The sequence below is a fragment of the Paenibacillus sp. UNC499MF genome (assembly GCF_900107975.1).
In the GTDB taxonomy this organism is placed as follows: Bacteria; Bacillota; Bacilli; order Paenibacillales; family NBRC-103111; genus Paenibacillus_F.
The window spans coordinates 352,264-377,627 of the sequence record NZ_FNVF01000002.1 but is presented as its reverse complement, the minus strand read 5'-3'; the positions used below and the strand labels follow the sequence as shown (position 1 = coordinate 377,627).

Here is a 25,364-nt window from a genome sequence, read left to right as displayed (position 1 = left end):
CCAGCGTATTTCTTCCTATTATGGAGGAACGGTCCCTCGGTTGGCAAACACATTTACCTCCGGCGCCTACATGCCCCCTGGCGACATCGCACCTCCCGTATCCCGCCTCCGTCCGCAAGCACACAAAAAAAACCGGATCTCGGAACATCGCCCCTGTTCGGGCAGACGTCTTCCAATCCGGTTGTTACTTGTCCGCTTAAGCCAGCTCAGCCGATTTTAACCCGTCCGGCTCGATGCCTTCCAGGAAAAAGCTTACGAGTTTGCCGTGCTTGCGCAGAGATTTTTCATGAATGAGATTTAATTTGCCGTTATCGAGCGAGCCGAAAATGTAAACCAGCTCTTCGTTGTCGTGCGACCAGTCGAAGCCTTCGAGAATGCGCAGGCAGGACGTCCATTCCGGGTTGTACACTCCGTTCTGGAACAAGAACTGGTTGGCATACAGCGCAATGCTCTCCTGCATCACCCGGTTGGCGGAGGTCACCTGCACAAGACCCGGCTGCTCCGGCATCATCGGCAAAATCGTGTTATAGAACTGGTGCAAAATCTCCACATACGTGGCCGTTTCCTTGCGGATTTTGCGCTGCAGCTCGTAGGACGACTGCATTTTGCCCGAAAAGAGCATGACCGCCGTCGAATACATCCACGACAGACACGTGAAATTCCGGTTGAAGGCCGTCAAATTGCTGCGCTTCTCCACGCCGGCTTCTTTGAGCAGCATGTTGTGATCGACCACCTGCTGGATCACGAGATTGAGCGGATCGACGGAGTCGAACGAATGCCCGAGCTCCTTGCTCACGAGCTGCACCTTCGAGTTGATATCCCCGAAAAGCTGCTGCTCCTCCACCTCGTTAAGCCCGATGTAGATTTGTACCGCCAGCTCGCTTTCCATCAGCCCCAGCCGCCGGGCCTCCATCTGCTCCAGCAGACCGCTTACCTGAGCGATTTCGTCGGCAAGCTCCCCATTTTCCGTTTCTTTGCGGTGGCGCACTCGCAGGGAAGCCAGCTTGCGCTCGGTGCGCTTCACTTCCTTCTGCATCTGTTCGTTGACAAACCCCAGCGCCAGAATCCGGTGCTGCCCGTCGATAATGCTGAGCTTGGAACCGTGCCGCAGATACAGCTCCTCGCTCGTGCGGGTAAGCTGGCTCACATCGCGCAGCGACAGCGTCACCGGGCCGAAGAAGACCTGATCGAGCTCGCGCTCCTGGAGATAATTCGAGATTTTGCGGCGCTGCATCTTGCTCAGCTTGCGCTGCACGATCGCATCGATCATCGTGTAGTTGAGAAGGTCCTGCACCTTAAGGGCCACAGTCGCGAGACCGAAGCGTTCGCAGAACGGGTGAATCGTCATTCGCAGGCATAATCCGTCCATCAGCCGACATCCTCCTTATCGCTGATCAGGAACAGATGCTGCTCCTGATAGAACGAGCGGATATATTGATAAGCCTTCATAATCCGCGAGCGGCGCGGAAGCCGGTCCTTCTCGTCTCCGCTGAAAATCGCGTTCCAGTCGATATGAGGCAGGATTTTCGTCGCGTATTCAAGCGCATAGCGGTTGAACTTCGCGCTTTTGGTCGCTTCCTCGTGGAAGAAGAGCGCAAGCGCGATTTGAATGTTCTCCGACCAGGCGGGCTCGCCCTTAACCGGCTCCGGCAAATATTTAAGCAGCTGCTGGAAGTAGAAGGAGCTGAGCGACAAATGATCCGCCACCTCATCTTCTTCATAGTGATAGCCGTTGTTGCGGGCTCCGGACTTCATGCGTCCTTCGAACAAGGCGACCAGAATTTCGATCAGAAGATGATACGTGAACAGAAATTCCGGCGCTTTTCCGCGTTCGGAAAACATATCGACCGGAATGTGCTGCATCACCGGCGCTTTCTCTACGAGCTGCGAGGCGGTTACGTGATAGAAACGGCGCTGATCCCGGAGAACCGCCAGATTTCCGCCGATTTTGCGCGGAAGCTTGTTGATGTCCGAGAACAGCTGGCGTTCCTGACGCGCGTCGATGTCGAGATAGATCATCGTCGAGACCGGGAATGCGTACAGGCGGCTCAATTTTTCCGTGATTTCTTCCATCCGGTCGTATTCCCTGCGGTCTTTGGCGCGTGCCATCTGGCTTTGAAGCGTTTCCATCAAACGCTGGAAGGCCGCCAGCCTGTGCTGCCCGTCGACGACATACAATTTCTCAATCGGCTGCAGCTGAAATACGTGCTGCTCGGAGTCGTAGCTGCCGGCCCCTCTTGCGGAGAAAATAACACCCGGGAAATAAATCGGCTGATGATTATCGAGATAAAGCGAAACATAATCCATCAGCTTGCTAAGATTGCGCGGAATGATAGCACGCTGAACTTCCAGATCCACCTCGTAAATAGAAAAAAGCTTGCTAATAGGCAAAGTTGTCGAAAGCGTCGCTTGTCCAAAAGTTTGGCCGAGCACACCCGGAATTTCCACGAGGGAAGAAGGCTTCTGTTGGGACAGCAGCTCGGACAGCGAAAAGATAGAATCCATAATTAACTCCTTTCAACCCTGTTTCATAGAGGGATCTCTATTACTTTACTCATTCTTGGCATTTTTTCCTTCTTTAAAACGGGTTGATTGGAAATTTTATGTAGTTTTCTATCTTTCGCTAATGGATCGCCATATTTCGCCGATTCTAGACACGGCTTCTTGAAGACGTTCTTCCGGCTGGACCAGCGCTATCCGTACATAGCCTTCTCCCTCTGCCCCGAAGGCGTCTCCGGGGATCATCGCTACCCCCGCACGCTCTAATATTTCCCGAGAAATATGTCGGGAAGTCCAGCCTTGCGGAATTCTGGCCCAGACGAACATCGTCGCTTTAGGCCGGGAAACCTGCCAGCCGATCCGGCGCAGACCGTCCACGAGCACATCCCGTCTACGTTCGTACACCGCTGAAATGGCAGCCGGAAACGATGTTTCCTCCTCCAGAGCCACGACGGCCGCCTGCTGGACAGGTAGGAAGACACCGTAGTCGATGTTGGCCTTCAACCGGCGCAAAGCGTCCACCGCTTCGGCATTACCGGCCAGAAAGGCGATCCGGCAGCCTGCCATGTTGAAGCTTTTGGACAAGGAATGAAATTCCACCGCCCTCTTCTCCGCGCCTTCCAGCTCCAGAATACTCATCGGTTTGTAGCCGTCAAAGGCCAGCTCCGAATAAGCCAGATCGTGCACGATCAGAAGACCGTAACGCTCGGCGAAGGCAAGCGCTTTCTCGTAAAAAGCCCGGTCCGCCGCTTCTGGAATCGGATTCCCGGGATAGCTCAGCAGCAGGAAGGAAGCCTTCTCCGCCGTTTCCGGCGGGATGTTCTCCAGCTGCGGAAGAAACCCGTTCGATTCCCTCAGGGGCATCCGAACGGGTTCAACGCCGGCCAGAACGAGACTGGCGGCATAGATGGGATAGCCGGGATCCGGCACGAGCGCCGTATCCCCGGGATTGCACAGGGCCATGGCCAGATGGGCCAAACCGTCCTGCGAGCCCATCAAGGCCAGCACCTCGCGCTGCGGGTCAAGCGTGACCCCGAACCGCCGGTGCATCCAGCCCGCGGCCGCCCTGCGGAATTCGGGCGTTCCTTCTGAGCCCGGATATCCGTAGGCTTGCGGATTTCTCACGGCCTCCGCCAAAGCTTCGATGACACGCGGAGAAGGCGGAAGGTCGGGACTTCCGATTCCAAGGTCGATGACATCGACGCCGCGCTCTTCCGCCTCCCTTCTCCACTGGGCGACTTCGGCGAAAATAGCCGATCCCAGACTATCTAATCTTGTCGAGCCGTATGCTTTCATCCGCTTCGTTTCCCCCTTGAATCGTACTGTTTAATAAGCCGCCGCGGGCAGTACCCGATGCACCCAGTTCATCATAGCCAGCAGGTAGACGGCAAGGGCGAAGTAAGCGGCGCCGAACTTCCAGCGTGTAGCCGCGGGAACCTCGTAATAAGCGTCGTTTTCAAACGGCTCCAGTTCGACGTCGAAGTGCAGAACCAGGTGCAGGCCGTCTTCCCGCGTTACCCGTTCGATTTTCACCACCTGGACACGGTGAACCACTGCCTGCCGGGGCAGGGCGAATTTCGTTTCAAACTCGATCGCGTCCCAGGAGGTATGGACCATCTGCACACCTGCCTCATCCCCGCTCAGTTCGGAGTAGGTCGTAAAAGCAAGATCACGGCGGTGATCCTCTCCCGGAATCATATACCCGTGCGCCAGCAAATGGTGGGCCGTCATGTCAAAACGCGGCTGGAAATGCATAAGCTGAGGCTTGTCGCGGAATTTGACGAATTTTTTGTATAAATCCCAGGCGAATAAAGCCCAGATGATCAGGAACAGGAAGCTTCGCAAGTAAAGGATAACGGCCAGTCCGCCGATCAGACCGACCAGCCACAGCCATCGGGTCACGGCGGTCGAGATACGTCCCCCGTCCAGCGGATGGATCGGAAGGAGGTTGATCAGATTCAGAAAAAATCCGGTATACGCGATTGAAATGAGCAGGTTGGAGTCGGCGTACACACCCAGGGCAAAAGTCGCCGTAGCCCCGATCGTTCCGAGCAGCGGCCCGCCGTAAGCGATATACGCTTCCGTAACGGCATCCCTCGGATTTCGTTTCATGCTGATCAGCGCACCCAGAAACGGAATAAAAAGAGGTGCCGTGACCGGAAGCCCTTTTTTCTTGGCCGCTAGGACGTGACCGATTTCATGGATAAAAATCATCGCTACCAGACCGATAGCAAACGGCAGCGGAGCGATGATCGCATAACTGGCAATCGTAATGGCGATTGAAATGATTGTCGCTCCGAATTTTCCGAACTTTCCGAATTTTAGAAGAAAAGCACCGATGGCACCAAGAACCCAGAGCGGATTTTTTTTAGTGGATTTGGACGATTGATTTTCCGGCAATTCCTTCACCCCTTTCAGGAAACGGACGACCCCCGCGGGACGCCTCCGTTACCCCCATGCCTTCTCAAAGTCGGCTTCCTTAAAACCAACGGTAACCTTGCTGCCGTCCGTTACGATCGGCCTTTTGAGCAATTTGCCGTTGGATGCGAGCAGGGCAAGCTGTTCGTCCTCCGTCATACTTCCCAGCTTGTCCTTAAGTGCAAGCTCTTTGTACACCTCTCCGCTCGTATTAAAAAACTTTTTGAGCTCAAGGCCGCTGTTGCGGACAAGAACGCGGATTTCTTCTGCGGTCGGAGGCTTCTCCACAATCGGAACGGTTACCGGATCGAGCCCTTTGGCGCGCAGCCATTTCAGGGCATTGCGGCATGTGCTGCATTTGCTGTATTCATAAATCGTTACGGACATAAGACGAGACTTCCTTTCATGGAACATTTGGTGGTTGAGCTGATTACTTTCCATTTCCTACGAATTCCCGGCGATCGCTGAGGCACTGCGCGGCAGCCGGTCGAACCCCGGTCTGACTGTGATTCACGTATTCGAAAAAACCTCCTGCCGAAGCGGCGGGGAGGCTGGTTTTAAAAAATCTCGGCCTGGCTTGCCGCATGCTTTTATACGCAGGGCGGCCGGAAAAGTTCCACAAGGCCGCCGCGCCCGGCGGGCGCTTGCGGTTAAACAGCGGGCAAAGCGCGGGGATAGGCTGCGGTAAGCCTGCTTCTGCATGCCGTTCATCCGCAAGCCCCCATGCCGTCGAGCGCCCGGGCACCGGCGGCCGGCTGTGTGTCACGGCGCAATCCCGCCGCAGACCGTATAGCCGGCTTGGCGCGGATAGCCTACTCGCAGGCGTCGAGAACCGCCTGCATGTCCGCCGGCAGCGGAGCGGTGAACTCCACCCGCTCCCGCGTGCCCGGGTGGACAAAGCCAAGCCGGTACGCGTGCAGCGCCTGCCGGGCGAGCTCCGGAGCGGATTGCGCCGGGATTCCGGCGGCACAGTCCGCTCCGGCGTCTTCATGCGCGGCTTCCCCGGCGGCTCCACGCGCACCTGCTGCTTCAGCGGTCGCGGCCTCTCCCGCGAGGCTGCCGTCACCCGCACGTTCCAGGGAGTCCGCCTCCGGGCCGTACATCTTGTCACCGAGGAGCGGATGCCCGAGGTGCTTCATATGGACGCGGATTTGATGCGTCCGCCCGGTTTCCAGCATCAGCCGCACCAGAGTGATGCCGTCATAGCGGCGCACCACCTCATAATGAGTGACGGCACGGTAGCCGGACGGCGTCACGATACGGATGTGCGGCTGTTCGGGGTCGCGGTCGATCGGGGCGTCGATCGTACCCCGTTCTTCCGCTACCGTGCCATGTACGATAGCCAGATACTCCTTCGTTATGCTGTGAGCGATCATCTGCTCCGAAATCTGCTGGTGTACATACGGATTTTTGGCAATCGCAAGCACGCCCGAGGTTTCCTGATCGAGCCGGTGAACCGGCCGGAAGCGGACGTTCTCGCCCCGCTCCTTCCAGTGATGCACGGCGGCGTTGGCCACCGTGTTCAAATAATGACCGTGCGTCGGGTGCACGATCATTCCGGATTCTTTATTCACGATGAGCAGATGCTCGTCTTCGAATAAAATTTCAAGGGGAAGATCCTGGGGCAAAATATCCTCCGACTCTTCCTCCTGCATCCGGATTTCAATCACATCTCCGCTCTTCACTTTAATGCTGATGTATTCACGGTTGCCGTTGACGGTGATCCCCTGTTCCGTCAGTTTGAGTCTGGAGAGCAGTTTACGCGAGAGGCCCATCCGGTTTTGCAAAATCGTTTTCAGATAAAAGCCCTCCTCGTCGGGAGGGACCACATACGTTAAAGGACTGTAATAATTCATCATTTTTTCCGTCGGAACACCTCGGCGCTGCGGACGTATTCCACGTCCGTCTGACCTTCCCGGAAGTTGGCCGTACGGGCAATCGTGAAGAAAAGATCCGACAGACGGTTGAGGTAACGGCGTACCTCCACATTGATTTCCTGGGTGCGGGCCAGCGTCACGACGCGCCTTTCGGCACGGCGGCAAACGGTCCGGCAGATGTGAAGCGCAGCAGAGCTCCGGCTGCCCCCCGGCAGAATGAACCTTGTAATATCGGGCGTCTCGGCATCGTATTTATCGATCCACGTCTCCAGATTGTCGACCATTTCAGCCGTCACTTTAAAAGGCCGCAGTTCCGTTTTAAGCAGAGCCAAGTCCGATCCGCAGTCAAACAGCTCATGCTGGACCGTAAGCAGATCTTCCAGCAGATCGGCAAACTTCTCCGGGTCCATGAAACTCATGGCCTGCCCCAGATAACAGTTCAGTTCGTCTACCGTTCCGTACGCTTCTACCCGTTCGTCGTCTTTATCGACACGTCCGCCGATGACGCCCGTTTTGCCGGCGTCTCCGGTTCTCGTATAAATTTTCACTTGTATTCCTCCCGCTCACGCCAAATTTCTTTCTTCAATATTATTCACGATAAAAAATTAACCCCGCCCGTCCGCTTCATAGCTCCGAAAGGCTCTTTTTCTTATCATAGCTTTCCCGGACAGGCAGTGCAAATGGATTCCATGGGATCATCAACGTTCTACCGGAAACACGTCCGGACGCTTTTATTCGCGAGTTAATCCCGCAATCTCATACAAAAGATCCATATCGATATGGCTGCGAACGTGATCCGCGAGCCGGTCGAACGCTTCCTCCCGTTTTTCCCGGAAGCGAAGCTCGGCGGGAAGGACTTCCCACCCCTTGCTTTGACGGGCGCCGTTCAGCCAGCATCTGCGGAAATCGTCATTATGCAGAATGCCGTGCAGATACGTTCCCCAGACCCGTCCCTCGAAAGCCGAGGCTCCTTCGGGATGCAAGCCGCCCTCCGAACCGCCTTCATCCCCGGAACCCGGCAGGGAAGCGCGCAGGCGAAAAGGCCGCTCCGACGATTCGTCCGTCATCCTCGTTACGCCCATATGAATTTCGTAGCCGTCCACAGGCAGGTCCGGCTTTTGAAAAAAGAGTCCGCAGCTTCCTTCGGCACGGACCGTCTTTTTCTCCGGCGTAAATTCGGTCGCCACCGGCAGAAGGCCCAGTCCTTCCCGGTCCCCCCTGTAATCGGATTCCGTTCCGAGCGGGTCCGAAAGCGAAGCACCCAGCATCTGGTATCCTCCGCATATCCCGGCAACCCGGCCTCCGCTGGCCGCATGGCGGACGATTTGATCCGCCAGACCGCTTTCCCGCAGGAAAAGAAGGTCGCTCATCGTATTTTTACTTCCCGGCACAACGACGATATCCGGACTCCCCCATTCGCCGGCACTGCCGACATAACGCACGGACACGTCCGGCTCTTCGTGCAGCGGATCGATATCCGTGAAGTTGGAAATCCGGGGCAGCCGGACGACCGCGATATCCAGCACATCCGGCCGCTGCTCCTCCTGCCGGCCCGCCGGAGCCGGGGCCAGCCTTCTTTTGGAATCCAGCGAAGCGGAATCCTCGTCTTCAATCCCAAGCTTGGGATAATAAGGGACCACGCCGAGAACGGGCTTTCCCGTCCGCTCCTCCAGCCAGTCCAGTCCCGGCTTCAGCAGGCTGACGTCGCCCCGGAATTTGTTGATGACAAATCCCTTTACCCGGTCCCGCTCTTCCGGCTCCAGCAGCTCCAGCGTGCCGACGATGGACGCGAACACCCCGCCCCGATCGATGTCCGCCACCAAAATCACGGGAGCGTCGGCCCACTTGGCCATCCGCATGTTTACGATATCCCGGTCCTTCAGGTTGATTTCCGCCGGGCTTCCCGCTCCTTCGAGCACAACGAGGTCAACCGTCCCCCGCAGCCGGGCCAGCGCGTCCCTTACGACCTTCTCCGCCAGAGGCAGATAAGATTCGCGGTAGGCACGCGCGTCCATATCTTGATATGGCTTGCCGTGCACCACTACCTGGGAGCGCATATCCTGGGACGGCTTCAGCAAAATCGGATTCATATCCGTTGTGGCCGGTATACGGCATGCATCGGCTTGTACTCCTTGGGCCCGCCCGATTTCTTTGCCGTCCGGCGTCACATAGGAGTTCAGCGACATGTTCTGCGACTTGAAAGGCGCCACACGGAGGCCGTCCTGCACGAATATACGGCACAAAGCAGCCGTTAAAATGCTTTTGCCGACATCCGAAGCGGTCCCCTGTACCATAAGGGTTTTGGCCGGCATCCCGGCCGTATTTTCCAGGCCGTGCGCCGGCTGATTCCCGCTGCGGTAAGCCGTGGCCGTACCGCCGGGGCCTTTTACAAATATGGAATTCCGCATGTTCATCGGCTGCTCCCTTCCAGTGAGATTTCTCCGGCTTGAGCCGCCTTCAATACTTCAGACAAGGCTTCAAGCAGACGTTCGTTATCGCCCCGCAGCTTAACCGCCGTACGGAAATACCGCGTGCCGAGCCCTTCGAAAAGCGAAGCGTCCCGGATGAGAACTCCGCGCCTGCCCATTTCTTCCTGTAGAACGGCGACGTCTATGGAGCTGTCTTCCGGCAGGGCGCACAGCATATAGTTCGTGTCGCTCGGCGTCACCTCAAGCCCCAGGCCAGCAAGTCCGGCCGCAAGCCACGGACTTTCTTCCTGCAGCCAGGAGACGGTTTTCGCATGAAAAGCTTCGTCGTCCAGGACGGCGCATCCGATAAGCTGGGCGAAATAATTCACGCTCCACGGCACCTGCAGGCGCGACATACGGCCGATTACATCCGGATGAGCGACAATAAAACCGAGCCGCGCTCCCGGAATCGCGTAAAACTTCGTCATGGAACGGATCACGGCGACATGCCTGGATTCGGCCGCAAGCCGCAGCAGCGTCACGTTTTTCTCGTCGGGTACGAAATCCAGAAACGCCTCATCCAGAATGAGCGGATGCCCGCTGCCGGCCAAATCGTTCAGCAGTTCCCGGGGAATGAGCCTCCCCGTCGGATTGTTCGGCTGCCCCAGGAAAAGCAGATCCGAACGCTTAAGCGCTTCTTCGGCATCCGCCTTTTGCAGCCGGAAGCCGTGCTCCGCACGCAGCGGAATATCGTGGATACGGCCTTCCGTTTTAAGCACCGCATCCTCGTATTCGCTGAAAGAAGGACGGGCAAGCGCCGTCACTTCCGGCTGAAGAACGCGCACGGCAAGATCGATCAATTCGGCGGCCCCGTTGCCCACCAGCACAGATTCCGCGGGAACTCCGTATTTGGCCGCAATTTTTCCTCTAAGCTCCCTGACGGCCGGGTCGGGATAGCGCACGATCTGTTTCCAGCCTGACCGCAGCACTTCCTCCACCGCCGCGGGCGGGCCGAACGGATTCATATTCGAGCTGAAATCGAGAAACTGTTCCCGGCCGCGCCCGTACTTCTCCTCCGCCGTCCATACATCCCCGCCGTGTCCGTATCGCTCCAGCATAGTGATCCCCCTTTTTTATCAATTCCTGTCCGTTTATATGCAAAAAGGCCGGGAGTCCGATCAACGAATCCATCCCGCCTCTTTATAGGTTCACGCTGCAAATCCGCTTGCTCCGCCGCCCGTCCTTACGGCTTTGCGGGGCAGCAGAGCTTTTCGACCATTCCCGCGTATCTTAAGCTACATTCAGCACGAATGCGGCGGCAAGAAGCAGCAGCGCTTCCAGCAGTTCATTTAAAGCCCCGTAGGTGTCCCCCGTCAGCCCGCCGAGCTTTTTGGCCATCCAGGCCGCCAGGATGCCCCCCAGCGCGAAGGTAACCGCGAGCAGCATAAGCGCCCACAATAAAGGCCCCGCCCCTTCGAGAACATGCAAAGAAGTCCTAAGGGGAAGCGTCCCGCCCGAGTCACGGAAATAAGCGACCGCTGCCGCGCTCAGAAGTAAAGCGATACCCGCCCCCAGAAGCGCGAAGGGCTTTTTTTCCCCTTCAAAAAAACCGCCCAGACCGCCCCCGCTCCGCGCATACGGCCATATAGCCATGGCAGCCGCCATGAAAGTCCGGCTCCAGACCGGCACAAGCACCAGAACCCAGCTTCCGGAGAGAACGCCGCCTGTCAGAAGCGGCACCATCACGCTCCACTTGAGAAGCACGACAGCGGCACACACGATGACGCCCATGGCTCCGACGCGGCTGTCCTTCATAATTTCCAGCATCCGTTCCCGGGAGCGGTGGCTGAGCAGACCGTCCGCCGTATCCATCAATCCGTCCAGATGCAGCGCTCCCGTCAGCCCGATCCACAGGCACAGCAGAAGCGCGGCCGCCGGCAGAGAGGGAAGCGCCTTCTCCAGCACCCAGCCGGAACCGGCAAGAAGCAGGCCCAAAATCATCCCGACCACCGGGTAAAAAGCAAGGCTGCGCCGCAGAACGGCCGGTGTCCATTCGATCCGTACCGGAAGCGGCAGCCGGGTAAGAAACTGGATCGCCGTGACCAGACCGTGCAGCCACAGCTTTAATTCAGCAGCCAGATTGCGCATAATATTCCTCCTGCCAGCCAGCCCGCCGCCCCGTACAGCAGCCGGACTGTTCCGTCGATATCACCGCGGCTCCGCGGTCTGAGCGGCCAGCCCATGCGTGCGCGCTCGCTGACCACGGTTCCGTACGTATTGCGCCCGCCCAGCTCGATGCCGAGCGCCCCGGCAACGGCCGACTCCGGAATCCCGCTGTTCGGGCTCGGATGGAGCCTGGCAAACCTCCCTACCGAGCGGGCCGCCCGGAAAGCGCTCATCTTCGGCTGTACGGCCGCTGCCAGAATGAGCAGGATTCCGGTCAATCTGGCCGGAATCCAGTTCATCACGTCGTCCCACCGCGCGGAGGCCCAGCCGAAATGTCTGTACCGGTCGTTCTTGTAGCCGACCATAGAGTCCAGCGTATTCGCCGCCCGGTACAGCATCGCCAGAGGCGCTCCGCCGATGAGGGCGTAGAACAGCGGAGAAACGACTCCGTCGACGGTGTTCTCGGCGACTGTTTCGACGACGGCGCGCGTCAGTTCGCCTTCGTCGAGGTGCTTCGTGTCACGGCCGACGATATAGCCGGTATATTTGCGCGCGGCGGCCATATCTCCGGCGGCGAGAGGCACTGCCACCAGCCGCGCAGCGTCTTTTAAGCCTTTGACGGCTATCGTCGTCGAAATGAACCACGTCGTCACCGCGTATCCCAGCCACGGGTGAATCGCCGCGGCTACGGCCGTTACGGCCAGCATGGCGGCAAATGCGGCCAGCATGACGGCTGCGGCCAGCACAACCCCCCACAGCTTTAAAGAGCGCGGAGACAGCACAGCTTGTCCGCCTGCCTTGTCCTTCGCGCCGGCGTCAGCGAACATGCCGCCGTCCGCCCCCGTTGGGGCTTCGCTCGTATTTTCCGCATCTCCGGCCGCCTTCTCGCGCGATGCGGATTCTCTTCTCAGCTTCCGTTCCAGAAAGCTGATCAGACTCCCGATGCGGATCACAGGATGCGTCGGCCACTTCGGGTCGCCGATCACCAAGTCGACGGCAATGGCCACCAGCATCATCCACAAAATTTCCTTCAGCGAATAAAAAATCATGAGTTCCCTCTATTCAAACCGGTAAGCCCGGCTTTTCAGCTCGACCGGTATCCCGGCAGTCACCAGAAAAACTTGGCCGCAAACTTGTGCCAGCCGCTGATTCATCCGGCCGGCCAGATCCCGGTACAGACGACCGAGAGGATATTCGGGTACAATTCCGCTGCCCACTTCGTTCGTGACGAGCACGAGCGGCCCCTCGTAAGCTTCAACTGTCCGGACAAGCTCATCCACGGCGGCATTCACCTGTTCCGCAGCATCCGGCGAAGACTCGACCTGCAGCAGGCGATTGGAAAGCCACAGCGTCAGGCAGTCCACGAGGACGACGCCCGGCCCCCTGCTGCCGCTGCACGTCCTCAGCGCCGCGGAAAGCTCCATCGGCTCTTCCGCCGTAACCCAGGGAAAGCCGGACTGTTCTCGCTGTGTGCGGTGCAGCGCGATCCGCTGACGCATCTCCTCGTCCCAGATCCGGGCCGTTGCGAGATAAGTGCCGTGTGCGGCAAGCCGGGCAGACAGCTGCTCGGCAAACGAGCTTTTGCCGCTTCTGGCGCCGCCGGTAACGAGAACGGCTCCCGATCCCGCTGTATGTTCATGCGTCGGATTCATTAGGCCCGCGACACTCCGGCGCTCTCGAAAGAAGCCATCTCTCGCATAATCTTGCCTGCCGCATCCATAAGCGTGAAACACAGAGCAGCCCCGGTCCCTTCTCCCAGTCTCATATCCATATGCAGCATGGGACTGAGCCCTACCGCTTCCAGCATTCGTGCGTGCCCCTGCTCGTGCGACTGGTGGGAGGCGATCATATACGGCTGGGATTCCGGAGCCAGCCGGGAAGCAACCAGCGCGGCGGCCGAAGAGATGAACCCGTCGATCACGACCGGGCAAGCATTCTTCGCCGCACCGAGGATGACACCGGTCAGGCCCGCGATTTCGAGCCCGCCGATCTTGGCGAGGGCATCAAGCGCATCTTCCGCATCCGGCTTGTTGATCTCAATCGCCTTGCGGACGACTTCCTGCTTGTGCAGCCAGCGGGCATCGTCGATGCCCGTTCCGCGTCCTACCGCGTCCTGGACGTCGATGCCACCGAGCACGCTCAGCAGGGCGGAGCTGGCCGTCGTATTGCCGATCCCCATCTCCCCGGTCGCCAGAACCCGCACGCCTTGTCCCGCCAGCATGTCAGCGACCTCGACTCCGGCGCGGATGGCCTGCAGAGCCTCTTCGCGGGACATTGCGGCCTCACGGGCCATATTGGCCGTGCCTTTCCGGACTTTGCGGGAGAGGAGATCCGGATGCTCCAGGTCGGCGTTGACGCCGATATCGACGCATACGACTTCCGCTCCCGCATGCCGGGCCAGCACATTGACAGCCGCGCCGCCCTGCAGGAAGTTCATCACCATCTGGCGGGTCACTTCCTGCGGAAACGCGCTGACGCCTTCTTCGCAGACGCCGTGATCGGCCGCCATGACGACGATCGCCTTGCGGCTCGTATCGGGCGTAACCTCTCCGGTAATTCCCGCAAGCTGGCGTGCCATATCCTCCAGCTTGCCGAGGCTTCCCGGCGGTTTGGTCAGATTATCGAGATGGACGGACGCCGCCTCCATCGCTTCCTGACGGAGCGGGCGTATGGCGCCGATTACATCCTGAAGTTCGTTCATGTTTGTTCCTCCTCGGTATCTCGATGCTACTTGTTTCAACTTGCTATAATCTGCTTCTGGCAGTTTGTATTTTGATATTCATGCAGAGTACGCATGCCTTATTGACCGTCCGCATGCCGGCCGATATGTAAAACGCCCTGTGGGCGCACAGAGCTTACGAGGTTTAATCTCCCCGGCGCAGCAGAATTTGAGGAATGCCGTGCTCCGGATGCTCCAGAACGATCGGTTCCGTCCCGTAGACGTCCCGGATCAGCTCGCTTCTCATAATCTCCTCGGGCGTACCGATCGATACGCCTTCTCCCTCATGAACGACAAGAAGCCGTTCGCAGTAGAGGGCGGCCAGGTTCAGATCGTGAAGAACAGCGACTACCGTCAGTCCTTCTTCCCGCTGCCACTGCCGCACGTAGTCCATAAGCTGCATCTGGTAGCCGATGTCCAGATAAGTCGTAGGCTCATCGAGCAGCAGAAGGCGAGGCTCTTGGGCCATCACCTTGGCCAGCGCCACACGCTGTTTCTGGCCGCCGCTCAAATTCTCCACCGTCCGGTCGGCCAGTGCCTCCAGATCGAGACGCCGCATAATCCGGTCGACGAGAGCGGCGGCGTCCTCCCGGTCTTCCCCGAGCCAGTTCTGGAAAGGGAACCGGCCCATTTCAACCACCTCGCGGACGGTGAAACCGAGCGGAGGCAGCGCATCCTGCTGAAGCACGGCAAGCCAGCGGGCGAGCTCCTTGCGGGAATAGCCCGCGACTTCCTTCCCCTGCAGCAGAATACGGCCCTCCGTAAGAGGATCAACGCCGGAAACAAGTCTTAGCAGAGTCGATTTCCCGCTCCCGTTGGGCCCGATGATGCCGAAAAATTCGCCGGGCTTCACTTCGAAACGTATATCTTTGAGCACGCGGGTTCCGCCGAAACTTTTTCCCGCCCCCTGCACTTCGATAATCGGTTCCATCAGCTTCTCCCCCATTTCCTCTGTTTGCGCAGCAGATAAGCGAAGAACGGCGCACCCAGAAACGCGGTGATGACCCCGAGAGGAATCTCCGTCGGGCTCAGAAGCGTCCGGGCCAGCGTATCGGCCCACAGGACGTAGATGGCTCCGCCAACGGCCGACAGCGGCACGATCAGCCGGTAATCCGGACCGGCGATCAAACGGATCAGATGAGGCACGATCAGTCCGACAAACCCGATTACGCCGGACACGGAAACGGCGGCAGCCGTCACCAATGTGGCGGTAATGAGGACGATCAGCTTCGTCCGCTCGACATGGATCCCGAGATGGGCCGCCTGACGTTCCCCGAGCGCCAGCAGGTTAAGTGTCCGCGCATAGCTGTACAGCACAACAAAAGTTACGATGAAATACGGCAGGAGAACGGTTGTGTACGACCAGCCTTTCATGGCCAGGCTTCCCATCAGCCAGAAAACGATTTCGTTAACGACCTGCTTGGACATCGACACGAGAAAAGAAACCACCGAGCCGAGAAACGCCTGCATCACGACACCGGAAAGCAGCAGCGTCTCCATACGGATTTTGCCGTCGGTCTGGGCCAGGCGCAATACGATCCAGAGCGAAACCGCTCCTGTCGCAAAACCGACGACCGGTATCGTCCACGCACCGAAAAACGTCGTCTGCAGACCGAAGTAGATAACGAACGCCGCGCCCACGCTTGTTCCGCTGCTGACCCCGAGCGTATAAGGGTCCGCAAGCGGATTGCGCAGGACGCCTTGAAAAGCGGCTCCCGCTACCGAAAGGGAGGCTCCCACCAGGATGGCCAGCATCACGCGCGGCAGCCTTACCTTCATAATAATCTGCTCCGAGGATACGGGCCAGTCCGGCGTGATTTTATCTCCGATCCAAGGCAGCTTGCTCCCCAGAATCGAAGCGATCTGACTCACCGGCAGATGGGCCGAGCCCAGCGAAAGACTCAGCACAATAGAAAGAAGAAGGAGTAAAACTCCTACTCCTCCCCAAAGTCCCCATTTAGGCTTCATTTATTTCACCAGGTCCGGATAAACGGCTTTGGCCATTTGCAGAAGTCCGTCTGTCAGACGCGGGCCCGGACGGCTCAGCGTATTCTGGTCGAGACCGATTACCTGGTTGTTTTTGACCGCATTGATCTCGTTCCATCCGCTGCGTCCGCGAATAAGTTCTTCGAGACTCTTTTTCGTTTTGTCATCCACCACGTCTTTGGCGAATAAAATAACGTCCGGGTTCTGCTGGATGATTTTCTCCTCGCTGATCTGCTTCCAGCCCGTAATGTCGGAAGCGACGTTGACACCGCCTGCCAAGGTGATGAGCTCATCCATAAATTCGCCCTTGCCGACTGTCCAGCCCGGGGAAAATTCGATATAGACTTTTTTCTTCTTGTCCGCCGCCACGGTTTTTACAGCATCCGTGACTTTCTGACGGTCTTCTTTCATTTTTGCGACGACTTTTTCCGCCTGCTCCTGATGGTCGGCAATCTGACCGTAAAGCTGAATATTTTTTATGACGTCGTCAAGCGTCTTAGGCTCTACCTTAAAAACGTTGATGCCCATGGCACGCAGCTTCTCGACCGATTCTTTTTTCATCGAAACGCCTGTAAAAACAATGTCGGCTCCCGACGCGATAACGGATTCCTGGTTAGGCTGCGTAATTCCGCCCATTTTCGGCTTCGTTTTCGCTTCCGCCGGATAATCGTCAAAATCGGACACGCCGACGATTTTATCGCCCAGGCCGATCGCAAAAAGAGCTTCCGTCTCGGCAGGCGACACCGAAACGATTTTCTCGGGCGCTTTCTCGAATGTAAATTCCTTGCCTGTCGCATCGGTTACTTTCAAAGGATACTGCGTTTTCTTCGCGTTCGTTTGCGGAGCGGTGCTAGCCGCCGGAGAGGCCGTCCCCGCCGTCCCGTTATCCGCGCTTTTCTGGCCGCAGGCCGTCAGCCCGAAGGCCAGTGTCAAAACAAGCAGCAGCAGGGCGTATTTGAAACCCCTGGCGGTTCTTCGTTCGTTGTTCATGTTCTCTACTCCCTTACCGGTTTAGTTTGACTTGAGGTTTGTCCCACGATGTTCGCGCATGTCAACAAAAAATCCCCTCTATCCGGAGATAGAGGGGATAACTTTCAGAATCACGAGGTGAAACGGACGTCAGTCGGACGTCCTTTCCGGTTTCGCGCGATCCTCTCCTCGAAGGATATTGTGCTGCAAACCGGCAGGCAGGTCTCCTGACTTACGGATAGTCGACCGTCTTGCCTTCCCATCCGCGTGCGGACAGTGGCATCGTAAGACGATCTCCGTATTACAGTGGCGGGACCGTGCCGGATTTGCACCGGCTTCCCTTTTCACCCTGGGCTTTATCTCCGCTGAGAGACGCCGCTTCGGGACCTGACGGTAAACGTATGAGGTTGGGCCTTCAAGTTCATCCCCCATTATAGGCCAAGCGGCGCCGGAAAGACAAGGACTTTAGTCACCGCAGCGAGCGCGGCCGAGGCGCTGGCCTTGTGCTGTAGAGTCACGGCTGCGCCAAGGCCGGCGCGTCACGATTTGGCGGCGATCTTCTTGAGCACCTCGAACGACTGCTCGGGATTGCGGCTGTTTACCGCCATGAAGGCGACGAGCCCTTTGCCTTCCACGCCGTTATCCTTCATCCACTTGGAATACTGGAGCGGTATTCCATACAGATGCGTCTCCTTCTTGGGCGCTTCGGGCGGGTCTTTTTTCTTCCCGGCAGGTTCAATCGTCGCTTCAAGCACGCCCTCCGGATAGTCTTCCTGCTTGAAATGCTCATCCAGCGGCAAAAAGGCCCCTTCGGCCGCATAAATCTTAAACTGTTCTTCCGGGATGATCAGGATACCGTGATTACCGTATCCCATTTCGACAATCATCTTCTCATTGGAAAAAAGCGGGGACGTGTTCAGATAGATCGACGGCTTGTCCCCCACAAGCGCTTTCAACGAGTTTTCAAGCTTAAAAGCGGCATCGACCGATATGCCGTCGCGGGCCATCATAAAGATGGAAACATCCGCTTTGGGCTGGGCCTTCCCGCACCCGGAAACCAAGACGGTGAATAATAGAAGCAGTACAGCAGCCGGTAACCAGCGTTTCTGTGTCATCGTAACCCCTCCGTAGCCTGATAGCCTGTGCAAACGCTGCAAAAAAGCCGGCATTTACCGGCTCTTCTGAACTAGATTCATATATTCGTTAATCTTATGATCAAGAAGCATACTCATTTCAATTACGGACTCGGAAGTCATAGCCTCACCGGACTGGACCATCTGCTCCAGTCTGTTCCGCATAAACTGAATTTCTTCTTCCAGGTGAAAGAGGGAGGCTAATTTGGCAGGTCGTTTGGATAACCAGCGTTGATCGGTAACGTCATGGCTGAACCAACCCGAATTGTCGGCCAGACGATATTCTAAATAAGCCATACATATCCCTCCTTTACCCTAAAGATATCAGTTTTTTCCGATTCTGAAAACTATTTTTTGGGACAAGTCTTTACAAATTTTTCACAAAAGACCCAATACGGTCCAAAGCTTCGTTCAGCTGTGAAACGGAAGTCGCATAGGAGCACCGGACGAAGCCTTCGCCCCCGTTCCCGAACACCTGCCCCGGCACAGCCGCCACCTTCGCTTCAGTCAGAAGTCTCTGAGCGAACTCTTCGGAGCTGAGCCCCGTCGAAGTGATGGAAGGGAACGCGTAGAACGCGCCCTGCGGCTCGTGGCAGTCGAGACCGATCTGCCGGAAGCCTTGTACCACCAGGCGCCGGCGCTGATTATACGACTCCATCATCCGGTCTTTCTCTTCCAGGCCGTTGCGCAGCGCCTCGAGAGCGGCGATCTGACCCATGATCGGGGCGCACATCACCGTGTACTGGTGGATCTTCAGCATGGCCGAGATCAGGTCCGGGTGCCCGCACATGTAGCCGACTCTCCATCCCGTCATGGCAAAAGCTTTCGCGAAACCGCTGACGAGAATCGTGCGGTCGCGCATGCCCGGCATCGAAGCGAAGCTCACGTGCCTGCTTCCGTATGTGAGCTCCGCGTAAATTTCATCGGCGATGACGATCAGATCGTTCTCTTCCACGATACGGGCGATCGGCTCCCAATCCTCGTACGTCATGATGCCGCCGGTCGGATTGCTCGGGTAGCTCAGCACGAGCACCTTGGATTTCGGCGTCAGACTTGCGCGGAGCGCCTCAGGCTTCAGTTTGAAGCTGTCCTTCGCGAAGGTCTCGATGCCGACCGGGACTCCCCCGCCGATCGTGACGATCGGGCTGTATGCGATGTAGCAGGGCTCCGGAATGAGAATTTCATCGCCCGGCGTAATCAGCGCGCGCAGCGCAAGGTCAATCGCCTCGCTGCCGCCGACCGTAACGACGACTTCGTTCGATGGCTCGTATTTTACGGCAAAATTCGTATACAAATATTCGGCAATCGCTTCGCGAAGCTCAGGAAGGCCAGCGTTCGGCGTATAATTCGTCCGGCCTCTTTCCAGAGAATACACGCATGCCTCGCGGACATGCCACGGCGTCACAAAATCCGGCTCCCCGACGCCCAGAGAAATAATATCCTTGCTTCCGCTTACCAAATCAAAAAAACGCCGGATGCCCGAAGGAGGAATATCCCGGACCAGCGGTGACAAATAGCCCTGCATGGATTTCGGTTTACGTCCGATTTCTTCCTGGTTTATCATCGTCATCGTCCTTTATGGTGAGACCAGCATCCGATGATCATCCTCATGGTCATCAAAAATGATCCCATCCTGTTTGTATTTTTTCAGAATAAAATGAGTTTTCGTTGACAGTACCCGGTCCAGTGTCGACAGCTTGCTGGAAACGAAAGAAGACACTTCCCTCAGCGTGCGGCCCTCGATCTCCACAAGCAGGTCGTAAGCTCCGGACATCAGGTAGACCGACTTTACTTCCGGATATAAATAAATGCGTTCCGCAATCGCGTCGAATCCCGTTCCCCGTTCAGGCGTGATCTGTACTTCGATCAGCGCGTTTACCTTGTCGCTGTCCACTTTGCTCCAGTTGAGCACGGTGGCGTATTTCACGATGATGTGTTCGTCTTCCATCTGGCGGATGGCGGCAGACGCCTCTTCTTCCGTAATTCCCAGCATGGTCGCGATAAGCGCCGGAGAGCGGCGGGAATCCTCTTTCAGAATATCCAGAATCTTGTGCTTCAAATCGTCCATCGTCAAGCCTCCCACTAAGAATCATCATGAATAAGGTCCAATGAAATCAAGCATCGGATAGGGAAAATCGTTATCTTCCATATTACACGCAGCCCCCGCCGAATTCAATAAAAAACGGAAGCGCGAAAAAGCCGCAAGCACGCGCTTTGCAGCTTCCTCTACTTGCCCGCACACAGTGCGGCATCGCCCCGCGGCGGAAAGCCGCAAGGTTAATCCAAAATCGGCCGCGATTCTTCGTCCCGCCGGTTTTCTGTTCGGAGAGCCTTTTCCCCGCGCAGGCATCTCCTTTGCCGGTCGTCAGTGCGGCCGGGCTCGCCCTTGTCGGGTCTTAATACTCCCAGGACGGGTCTCCATCCTGCCGGTACTTTCCGCTTTAGCCTACTGTACGGCTGTAGGCAGACTGCTTGCCGCGAAGCAGACGCAGCATCGCCGATTCGATCCCGCTCTTGCGGTAGGACGGGAGAACAAGAACCGAAAGGGAAACTTCGTTCTCCCATTCCACGTCACCGGTACAAAACGCGATACCGACCAGCTTCTGATCTTCGTAAGCGGAAATAAAACGGCCGTTTCCGATCCCTTTCAAACTTTTGCGATCGACCTTCTGGGAAGTTAATTCTGTATAGGATTGTATAAAGGGGTTCAGGACCCATGGTTTAGGCATTTCACCGGACAAGGAAATCATTCGTACAGGCCACCTTTCTACGAACAAGTGAAGTTGTGATAATTATACATGATATTGTATTTTTATTCAATCACTTACTCTCATATTCCACTCTTTCACTAAAAAGTCCGCTGCCTCCGGATTCACCCATCGTAAATAAGCGCAGACCAAAGCACAGGGACCGGCCTTTCCGTCATAGCGTTCTTTGTAAGCACCGGAGGCGTAACTCTCCGTTCTTTATATATGTGACTTCCCCGATAACGGTGAAACATTCCGCATAAGCCGGGCTGCATAAGCCGGGCTGCATAAGCCGGGCTGCATAAGCCGGGCTGCATAAGCCGGGCTGCATAAAAAAGAGCTTTCCCCGAATTTCAGGAAAAGCTCTTTTTTATGAATGCCGTTTAAGCAGCCTCAGCGGCACAGTACGTCTGGTGGTAGGTGGCGTGACCGGCCTCGGTCAGCTTTAGCCAGCTTCACACACCGAAAAATCCACCCCGCGGGATGCCGCTGTGAGTGTTGGGGCCGTATGCATCGCCATCCTGCGCTTTATTCGCCGAAGATGTCCATGCTGAGGTACCGCTCGCCCGTATCGGGCGCAATGCACAGGACGCGCTTGCCTGGCCCCAGCTTGCGGGCCACCTGAATGGCCGTCCACACGGTCGCGCCCGCGGACGGACCGACGAGGATGCCCTCCTTGGCCGCGAGCTCGCGGGTCGTGCGCAGCGCATCCTCGTCCTCTACACGGACGATCTCGTCATAGACGTCCGTGTTCAAAATCTTCGGCACGAAGCCGGGCGACGTGCCGACCAGCTTGTGCGGGCCGGGCTCTCCGCCCGACAGCACCGGCGATCCGGCGGGCTCGACAACGTAGATCTCGATGCCGGGGATCCGCTCGCGCAGCACCTCGCCCGTGCCCGTGATCGTTCCGCCCGTACCGGACGAAGCGACGAACGCGTCGAGCCGCCCGCCCGTCTGCTCGAGAATCTCCAAGGCGGTCGTCACCCGGTGAATGTCCGGGTTCGCCTTGTTTTCGAACTGCTGCGGGATAAAACTGCCGGGAATGCCGCGCTGAAGCTCCAGCGCTTTGGCTATGGCACCCGGCATACGTTCCGCCGCTGGTGTCAGTACCACATCCGCTCCGTAGGCCTTGAGCAGATTGATCCGCTCCTTGGTCATGTTATCCGGCATGACCAGAATCGCTTTATACCCCTTCGCGGCCGCATTCATCGCCAGTCCGATGCCGGTGTTGCCGCTTGTCGGCTCGATGATCGTCGCGCCGGGCTGAAGCAGGCCGTCTTTCTCGGCCTGCGTTATTAAATTATAAGCCGCGCGGTCTTTTACGCTCCCGCTCGGATTGAAATATTCCAGCTTAACATAAACTTCCGCATGCTCTTCGCTTGTCAGGCGGTTAAGCCGTACGGCAGGCGTGTCCCCAATCAGTTCCGCGATGCTGTTTACCAGTTTCCCGCTCATTTCCGGTCTCCTCCCCGAAGCACGATTGTTCCTCTTTCCAACCCATTGGGTTCCAAACATATACCCACTATTTTTATAGGAATGGACAGCTCTGTCAAGAGTTTTCTGGATGCAGCACTTTCCTCATAAAGAGCCAGCTCAGGAAAGGCGCGCTTCCGATCACAAGCAGCAGAGTATTAATCACCATCGGAGACGTGCTTTGGGACACAACGGCGATAAACAGCAGCGTGCCCAGAATCCGCCCGGCGTTCAGTGCCAGCTCCCTCAGAATAACGAACTCCTCCCGATGCTGCACGCTCTCCTCGTCTCTTCCGATCAAATCAAACACGGACGAAGTCATGGGAATCGTAAACAGCGGCAGAAAAAGAGACGTCCCGATCCCGAACACGAGAAGTGTCATAAAATTCACTTTCCAGAAAAACGGCAGAATCGCCGCGATCACCATCAGGACCCCGACGAGCATCCCCCTGCTTCTGTATTTAGGTTTCAGGACACGGCCGACTAGCCAGAAGCTGATGAAGGAAACTCCCGAAGTAACCAAGGCATAGCTTCCGAGTTTCTGCTCGCTCGTCGTCGCGATATACACCAGCAGGGAAATCATAAACCCGAATACGCCTTCGCGGAAACCCTGCGCCATCAAGGCCGCACAAACCGGACGCCACGGAGTATCCCCCTGCCGCAAATGACGGAAACCGTACGTCCAGCCGTAGGTGCCTTCGATCTTTCTTTTTTTCAGAAAAAAACTCACCGCCACCCCGAGAACAAAAATACCCAGCGAGATCGAGAAAATAACCCGGTAACCGGCCGTACCCGCCATATGAACGATGATGAGTCCGGAAATCCAGGGTGCCAGCATGCCGACGCCCGCTCCCAGCAGACCCGCCCAGCCGTTGAATTTATCCCGTGTCTCCCGGCTGGTAACCTCGAAGTAGACAATGTTGAACGCCAGCCAGAAAAAACCCGAAGCCATCCCTTGAACCGCGCCGAGCAGGAAAATGTAATTCACGCTGGACAGGCCCAACATAAGAACGAGCAGGTAAAAAACCGCCGACATAACGACGCCCGCACGGAGGCAGTTCATTTTGTTGTGCTCTTTCACCCATTTGCCCGCTGCCCAGAAGGTAAGCGCCATCGCAAGCTGATGCGTGAGTGTAAACCACCCGATCATGGCAAAATCACTCTTCGCTTTCCACAGATAAATACTGACGAATGTGCCGGACAAGGCGTTGGCGGCCGCGAAGAGCATATTTTCTATAAGCAGCAGGGCGGACTGGGCATCCAGTCTTCCAATGGTAAGTTTCTTCTTCTTCCCGGCGGAAGCTGCGGCATCCGCATCCTGTTCCCAAGACTCCGCCGCCGGTAACTCATTGCCCGTTCCGAGCCAGCCTGCCAGCCGGGAGCGTCCCCGGTATTTGTCCTGCTGCATCCTGAAATCCCTTCCTTTCGAAGCCTGATCTTCCTTATCCTGTCCAAAAGAAGGGCTCTTCAAAGGAGCAAACAAGTTCCGTTTTTTTCCTGCCGCTCTGTCTGCGGTCTGTCTGCCGTCTGTCTGCCGATCTGTGTGCCGGTTGTCTGCCGGAAGCTCCTGCGCCGCATTCTCACGGTCGGCCGCTGAGCGGTGCCGCAGCTCTTGCCCCGGACCCGCTCGCGTTGACTCTTGGCCGGTAACGGAACGACTGACCGCGGTCATGTGACCTCAACACCGAGCCCGGAGTCATATGCGGCCGGCAAGACCGAATCACGGAGTATCTCGCGCGGCGCAAAAAAACCGCTGCCGTCCATGGGACGGCAGCGGTTAAACGGCTTTATTCAGTTATCCGTTCCCTCTTTGGACGGATTAAGTACGGCCAGAAGCTTCTCCCGGTCTTCTTCCGCCAAAAAAGTCTCCACCTTGAAACAGGACGGACATACAAAAACATTCAATTTGTAGCCTGGATTCAGGAAAGCGTTGCCGACCGGTCCCGGTATGACGGGCGTATAACCCGTACCTGCGGTTACCTGCGTGCCTCCGTGGAGCATAAGTTCCCGGCATGCGGAGCACTCCGGAGCTTCCTCCTGGGTATCCAGCACATTCCGGACAGCTTCGGCGTACTCGTCGGTATAGCTGTCCTCTTCTTCCCAGTCCGGAAAATCATCGGGAGCGGCCGCCGGTTGTTCGTCAGCCTGCTCGTCCGCATCTTCTTCGTCCGCTCCGAGCCGGATGCTGCGGTAATCGCTCAGTTCGTTATAGCAGTGCGGGCATTCTTCTTCCGGTCCGATCTCCGGGTCCCACACGATTTCCGTCTGGCACCACGGACATACGGTTTTCAATTCTTCCTCGTTCACGCCAGTTCACCTCCGACAGGTCAATGATTCATCAAATACCAGACGCCCAGCCCCATAAACAGTACGGCCAGCGAGAATAAAATTCCCCATAAATATTTCATCGTTCGCGTTCCTTTCCGCCATCGCCAAGCGGCCGAAGAGCCGGATCCGGTGCCCTTTAAGGCACGCATGCTCCGACGACATACGAAATGGAGACGGATATCATCAGTGACAGCAGTCCCACCGCGCGGTTGTCTTTCTGGATTTCTTCGTCGATTTTAAAATACGGCGTCAAAAATTCAAAAATAAAATAAGCGGCCATCAATAAAAGGAAGCCGTATCCGGCCCAAATAAGAGAGCGGATAAGCGAATCGTTGTTTTCGATAGCAAACCGGAACAGATTGCAAATTCCGAATATTTTACCGCCCGTAGCCATGGCCACGGAAACGTTCCCGCGCTTGATCTCTTCCCAGTCGTTATACTTCGTTACAATCTCGAAAATGGTAAGAAATACGATAACGGCCACGACCGCCACAGAGAAGTACGCTAACGCTCCAAGGTAAGGATTGCTGACCAACTGATTCACCTCTTCGTACAAATGTATGCCTCCTCCGTCGCAAGGAATGGTAAACAAGGGAAGAGACTGAGAAAATTCTCAGTCTCCGCGTTAGGCATACCGCCAT

The 25,364-nt window shown here is 56.9% G+C and carries 25 protein-coding genes and 1 riboswitch; all 25 genes read right to left on the bottom strand.

Translation table 11 applies throughout. The features are described from left to right. Positions 1-196 precede the first annotated feature (196 nt). The 25 genes from C4S74_RS06860 to C4S74_RS06740 all read right to left on the bottom strand — a co-directional run bounded on the left by C4S74_RS06860 (position 197) and on the right by C4S74_RS06740 (position 25,279). Positions 197-1,369, bottom strand: a complete 1,173-nt coding sequence (locus C4S74_RS06860) for a DNA sulfur modification protein DndB (protein WP_103994598.1) — start codon at positions 1,367-1,369, stop codon at positions 197-199. After that, the gene (locus C4S74_RS06855; RefSeq protein WP_103994597.1) at positions 1,369-2,505 is read right to left on the bottom strand and encodes a DNA sulfur modification protein DndB; all 1,137 of its coding nucleotides are present in this window, start codon (positions 2,503-2,505) and stop codon (positions 1,369-1,371) included. The genes C4S74_RS06860 and C4S74_RS06855 overlap by 1 nt, the downstream gene beginning before the upstream one ends. A 108-nt stretch (positions 2,506-2,613) precedes the next feature. Then, positions 2,614-3,795 (bottom strand): aminotransferase class I/II-fold pyridoxal phosphate-dependent enzyme, encoded by a 1,182-nt coding sequence (locus tag C4S74_RS06850; protein WP_103994596.1) that lies wholly within the window; start codon positions 3,793-3,795, stop codon positions 2,614-2,616. 30 nt (positions 3,796-3,825) lie between these two features. Next, positions 3,826-4,899 carry a site-2 protease family protein gene (locus C4S74_RS06845; protein WP_374755395.1) on the bottom strand — a complete coding sequence of 358 codons (1,074 nt, stop codon included), beginning with the start codon at positions 4,897-4,899 and terminating at the stop codon, positions 3,826-3,828. Positions 4,900-4,947: 48 nt separating this feature from the next. Then, positions 4,948-5,304: an arsenate reductase family protein gene (locus C4S74_RS06840; RefSeq protein WP_103994594.1), complete on the bottom strand. Its 357-nt coding sequence runs from the start codon at positions 5,302-5,304 to the stop codon at positions 4,948-4,950. Positions 5,305-5,729: 425 nt separating this feature from the next. Next, entirely contained in the window at positions 5,730-6,776 is a 1,047-nt protein-coding gene (locus C4S74_RS06835) for an RluA family pseudouridine synthase (RefSeq protein ID WP_103994593.1), read from the bottom strand. Continuing rightward, on the bottom strand, positions 6,773-7,342 hold the full coding sequence (locus tag C4S74_RS06830) for a cob(I)yrinic acid a,c-diamide adenosyltransferase (protein ID WP_103994592.1): 570 nt from the start codon (positions 7,340-7,342) through the stop codon (positions 6,773-6,775). The genes C4S74_RS06835 and C4S74_RS06830 overlap by 4 nt, the downstream gene beginning before the upstream one ends. A 183-nt stretch (positions 7,343-7,525) precedes the next feature. Next, entirely contained in the window at positions 7,526-9,202 is a 1,677-nt protein-coding gene (locus C4S74_RS06825; protein WP_258042417.1) for a cobyric acid synthase, read from the bottom strand. A 2-nt stretch (positions 9,203-9,204) separates the two neighbouring features. Next, a complete protein-coding gene (gene cobD / locus C4S74_RS06820; protein ID WP_103994591.1) occupies positions 9,205-10,320 on the bottom strand; it encodes a threonine-phosphate decarboxylase CobD in 1,116 nt (371 codons plus the stop codon). A 172-nt stretch (positions 10,321-10,492) separates the two neighbouring features. Then, positions 10,493-11,350, bottom strand: a complete 858-nt coding sequence (gene cobS / locus C4S74_RS06815) for an adenosylcobinamide-GDP ribazoletransferase (protein WP_103994824.1) — start codon at positions 11,348-11,350, stop codon at positions 10,493-10,495. After that, on the bottom strand, positions 11,326-12,417 hold the full coding sequence (cbiB, locus tag C4S74_RS06810) for an adenosylcobinamide-phosphate synthase CbiB (protein ID WP_103994590.1): 1,092 nt from the start codon (positions 12,415-12,417) through the stop codon (positions 11,326-11,328). The genes cobS and cbiB overlap by 25 nt, the downstream gene beginning before the upstream one ends. A 9-nt stretch (positions 12,418-12,426) precedes the next feature. Continuing rightward, positions 12,427-13,020 (bottom strand): bifunctional adenosylcobinamide kinase/adenosylcobinamide-phosphate guanylyltransferase, encoded by a 594-nt coding sequence (gene cobU / locus C4S74_RS06805; protein WP_103994589.1) that lies wholly within the window; start codon positions 13,018-13,020, stop codon positions 12,427-12,429. Beyond that, complete coding sequence (gene cobT / locus C4S74_RS06800; RefSeq protein WP_103994588.1) at positions 13,020-14,069, bottom strand: nicotinate-nucleotide--dimethylbenzimidazole phosphoribosyltransferase; 1,050 nt, start codon at positions 14,067-14,069, stop codon at positions 13,020-13,022. The genes cobU and cobT overlap by 1 nt, the downstream gene beginning before the upstream one ends. A 163-nt stretch (positions 14,070-14,232) precedes the next feature. Continuing rightward, on the bottom strand, positions 14,233-15,018 hold the full coding sequence (locus C4S74_RS06795; protein WP_103994587.1) for a heme ABC transporter ATP-binding protein: 786 nt from the start codon (positions 15,016-15,018) through the stop codon (positions 14,233-14,235). Then, on the bottom strand, positions 15,018-16,055 hold the full coding sequence (locus C4S74_RS06790) for an iron ABC transporter permease (RefSeq protein WP_103994586.1): 1,038 nt from the start codon (positions 16,053-16,055) through the stop codon (positions 15,018-15,020). The genes C4S74_RS06795 and C4S74_RS06790 overlap by 1 nt, the downstream gene beginning before the upstream one ends. Continuing rightward, positions 16,056-17,063: an ABC transporter substrate-binding protein gene (locus tag C4S74_RS06785; RefSeq protein ID WP_103994585.1), complete on the bottom strand. Its 1,008-nt coding sequence runs from the start codon at positions 17,061-17,063 to the stop codon at positions 16,056-16,058. It abuts the gene before it with no gap. 178 nt (positions 17,064-17,241) lie between these two features. Beyond that, a riboswitch (cobalamin riboswitch) is annotated at positions 17,242-17,448 on the bottom strand. 133 nt (positions 17,449-17,581) lie between these two features. Then, the gene (locus tag C4S74_RS06780; RefSeq protein WP_258042416.1) at positions 17,582-18,157 is read right to left on the bottom strand and encodes a hypothetical protein; all 576 of its coding nucleotides are present in this window, start codon (positions 18,155-18,157) and stop codon (positions 17,582-17,584) included. Between the two features lie 54 nt (positions 18,158-18,211). After that, entirely contained in the window at positions 18,212-18,472 is a 261-nt protein-coding gene (locus C4S74_RS06775; protein WP_103994583.1) for an aspartyl-phosphate phosphatase Spo0E family protein, read from the bottom strand. Between the two features lie 70 nt (positions 18,473-18,542). Further along, on the bottom strand, positions 18,543-19,739 hold the full coding sequence (locus tag C4S74_RS06770) for an aminotransferase class I/II-fold pyridoxal phosphate-dependent enzyme (protein WP_103994823.1): 1,197 nt from the start codon (positions 19,737-19,739) through the stop codon (positions 18,543-18,545). 12 nt (positions 19,740-19,751) lie between these two features. Further along, positions 19,752-20,243 (bottom strand): Lrp/AsnC family transcriptional regulator, encoded by a 492-nt coding sequence (locus C4S74_RS06765; protein ID WP_103994582.1) that lies wholly within the window; start codon positions 20,241-20,243, stop codon positions 19,752-19,754. Between the two features lie 373 nt (positions 20,244-20,616). Then, positions 20,617-20,925: a GNAT family N-acetyltransferase gene (locus C4S74_RS06760; RefSeq protein ID WP_103994581.1), complete on the bottom strand. Its 309-nt coding sequence runs from the start codon at positions 20,923-20,925 to the stop codon at positions 20,617-20,619. Between the two features lie 525 nt (positions 20,926-21,450). Further along, entirely contained in the window at positions 21,451-22,377 is a 927-nt protein-coding gene (gene cysK, locus C4S74_RS06755) for a cysteine synthase A (protein WP_103994580.1), read from the bottom strand. Positions 22,378-22,471: 94 nt separating this feature from the next. Beyond that, positions 22,472-23,803: an MFS transporter gene (locus tag C4S74_RS06750; protein WP_103994822.1), complete on the bottom strand. Its 1,332-nt coding sequence runs from the start codon at positions 23,801-23,803 to the stop codon at positions 22,472-22,474. Between the two features lie 383 nt (positions 23,804-24,186). Next, a complete protein-coding gene (locus C4S74_RS06745; protein ID WP_103994579.1) occupies positions 24,187-24,702 on the bottom strand; it encodes a hypothetical protein in 516 nt (171 codons plus the stop codon). Positions 24,703-24,859: 157 nt separating this feature from the next. Next, positions 24,860-25,279 carry a DUF350 domain-containing protein gene (locus tag C4S74_RS06740; protein ID WP_009676216.1) on the bottom strand — a complete coding sequence of 140 codons (420 nt, stop codon included), beginning with the start codon at positions 25,277-25,279 and terminating at the stop codon, positions 24,860-24,862. Positions 25,280-25,364 lie beyond the last annotated feature (85 nt).

What these genes read in the sequence shown, in the direction of transcription:
- C4S74_RS06860 (WP_103994598.1), bottom strand. Translation starts at nt 1,369, where the DNA reads ATGGACGGATTATGCCTGCGAATGACGATTCACCCGTTCTGCGAACGC.
- C4S74_RS06855 (WP_103994597.1), bottom strand. Translation starts at nt 2,505, where the DNA reads ATGGATTCTATCTTTTCGCTGTCCGAGCTGCTGTCCCAACAGAAGCCT.
- C4S74_RS06850 (WP_103994596.1), bottom strand. Translation starts at nt 3,795, where the DNA reads ATGAAAGCATACGGCTCGACAAGATTAGATAGTCTGGGATCGGCTATT.
- C4S74_RS06840 (WP_103994594.1), bottom strand. Translation starts at nt 5,304, where the DNA reads ATGTCCGTAACGATTTATGAATACAGCAAATGCAGCACATGCCGCAAT.
- C4S74_RS06835 (WP_103994593.1), bottom strand. Translation starts at nt 6,776, where the DNA reads ATGATGAATTATTACAGTCCTTTAACGTATGTGGTCCCTCCCGACGAG.
- C4S74_RS06825 (WP_258042417.1), bottom strand. Translation starts at nt 9,202, where the DNA reads ATGCGGAATTCCATATTTGTAAAAGGCCCCGGCGGTACGGCCACGGCT.
- cobD (WP_103994591.1), bottom strand. Translation starts at nt 10,320, where the DNA reads ATGCTGGAGCGATACGGACACGGCGGGGATGTATGGACGGCGGAGGAG.
- cobS (WP_103994824.1), bottom strand. Translation starts at nt 11,350, where the DNA reads ATGCGCAATCTGGCTGCTGAATTAAAGCTGTGGCTGCACGGTCTGGTC.
- cbiB (WP_103994590.1), bottom strand. Translation starts at nt 12,417, where the DNA reads ATGATTTTTTATTCGCTGAAGGAAATTTTGTGGATGATGCTGGTGGCC.
- cobU (WP_103994589.1), bottom strand. Translation starts at nt 13,020, where the DNA reads ATGAATCCGACGCATGAACATACAGCGGGATCGGGAGCCGTTCTCGTT.
- cobT (WP_103994588.1), bottom strand. Translation starts at nt 14,069, where the DNA reads ATGAACGAACTTCAGGATGTAATCGGCGCCATACGCCCGCTCCGTCAG.
- C4S74_RS06795 (WP_103994587.1), bottom strand. Translation starts at nt 15,018, where the DNA reads ATGGAACCGATTATCGAAGTGCAGGGGGCGGGAAAAAGTTTCGGCGGA.
- C4S74_RS06790 (WP_103994586.1), bottom strand. Translation starts at nt 16,055, where the DNA reads ATGAAGCCTAAATGGGGACTTTGGGGAGGAGTAGGAGTTTTACTCCTT.
- C4S74_RS06785 (WP_103994585.1), bottom strand. Translation starts at nt 17,063, where the DNA reads ATGAACAACGAACGAAGAACCGCCAGGGGTTTCAAATACGCCCTGCTG.
- C4S74_RS06780 (WP_258042416.1), bottom strand. Translation starts at nt 18,157, where the DNA reads ATGACACAGAAACGCTGGTTACCGGCTGCTGTACTGCTTCTATTATTC.
- C4S74_RS06775 (WP_103994583.1), bottom strand. Translation starts at nt 18,472, where the DNA reads ATGGCTTATTTAGAATATCGTCTGGCCGACAATTCGGGTTGGTTCAGC.
- C4S74_RS06770 (WP_103994823.1), bottom strand. Translation starts at nt 19,739, where the DNA reads ATGATAAACCAGGAAGAAATCGGACGTAAACCGAAATCCATGCAGGGC.
- C4S74_RS06765 (WP_103994582.1), bottom strand. Translation starts at nt 20,243, where the DNA reads ATGGACGATTTGAAGCACAAGATTCTGGATATTCTGAAAGAGGATTCC.
- C4S74_RS06760 (WP_103994581.1), bottom strand. Translation starts at nt 20,925, where the DNA reads ATGATTTCCTTGTCCGGTGAAATGCCTAAACCATGGGTCCTGAACCCC.
- cysK (WP_103994580.1), bottom strand. Translation starts at nt 22,377, where the DNA reads ATGAGCGGGAAACTGGTAAACAGCATCGCGGAACTGATTGGGGACACG.
- C4S74_RS06750 (WP_103994822.1), bottom strand. Translation starts at nt 23,803, where the DNA reads ATGCAGCAGGACAAATACCGGGGACGCTCCCGGCTGGCAGGCTGGCTC.